Annotated in this window: 1 protein-coding gene; it reads right to left on the bottom strand. The window is 40.2% G+C overall.

Annotated features, from left to right (window positions below):
* On the bottom strand, positions 1-793 hold a 793-nt coding region (locus tag ACYQ4S_RS12045), incomplete at both ends, for an IS4 family transposase (RefSeq protein WP_459771393.1).

The raw sequence follows: 793 nt of genomic DNA, 5'->3' as shown, positions 1-793 counted from the left end.
TTCCAGCTAAAATTTCTTTAAATGAAGTCGGTAATGTCTCAATTAATTGATCCAACAGCTTCGTTACCTGCTGTTCAGATAGTACAAATTCACCTTCTAACAGCTCCTTTAACGCATGCAATAAAAGAGAGAGGGATTTTGTGAAGCGAATATTTTCGAGTTCATCGCACTCCAAATAAAACAGCTCTCCGATTGTTCGTGGATCCTGTTCATTTCGTGAAGCAAGGGCGAAGAATATATAGCGCATAAAGACAATAGTAGTGTGAGCGATCATGATATCATACTTTCGTCCGTATACTTCTTTTCCGAGCTGCAGGTAGGATTTACAGTATTTAAAGAACGTTTCAATGTCCCACCGTTTGCCATATAAACGAATAATTTCTTCATTTTCCAGTTCAGTGTCGGTAGAAAGTAACGCTAACCAATTACGCTTGCCTTTACTATTGCGGTTTTTAACAAATATAATTTTGGCATGAATCTCTTCACCCTTATCATTTAGCCCAAGGCTGACGATTGCTTCTGCTTTGATAATGGCGCGTCCACGTTTTTTCTTCAAATGGGCATAGAGCTCTTTAAGGGTATAGCGCTGCCCTTGATAGCCGTAGGTTGCACGCATGGGTTTGATCATGCAGATGACCTGTAAGGGATAGTCTGTGACAACTTGCTTAATGACTGCAGCGTGACCAAACCAGCTATCAAAGAGAATCGTGTTTGCTTTTAAACGGTTTAAAGGTAGCGCATTAAGTAAATCAAACATGGTTTCTGTTGCTTTCTTTTGAGCTTCTTGACGGCG

It is taken from the genome of Alkalibacterium sp. s-m-28 (assembly GCF_054658175.1).
This window is presented reverse-complemented; position numbering and strand designations above follow the sequence as displayed.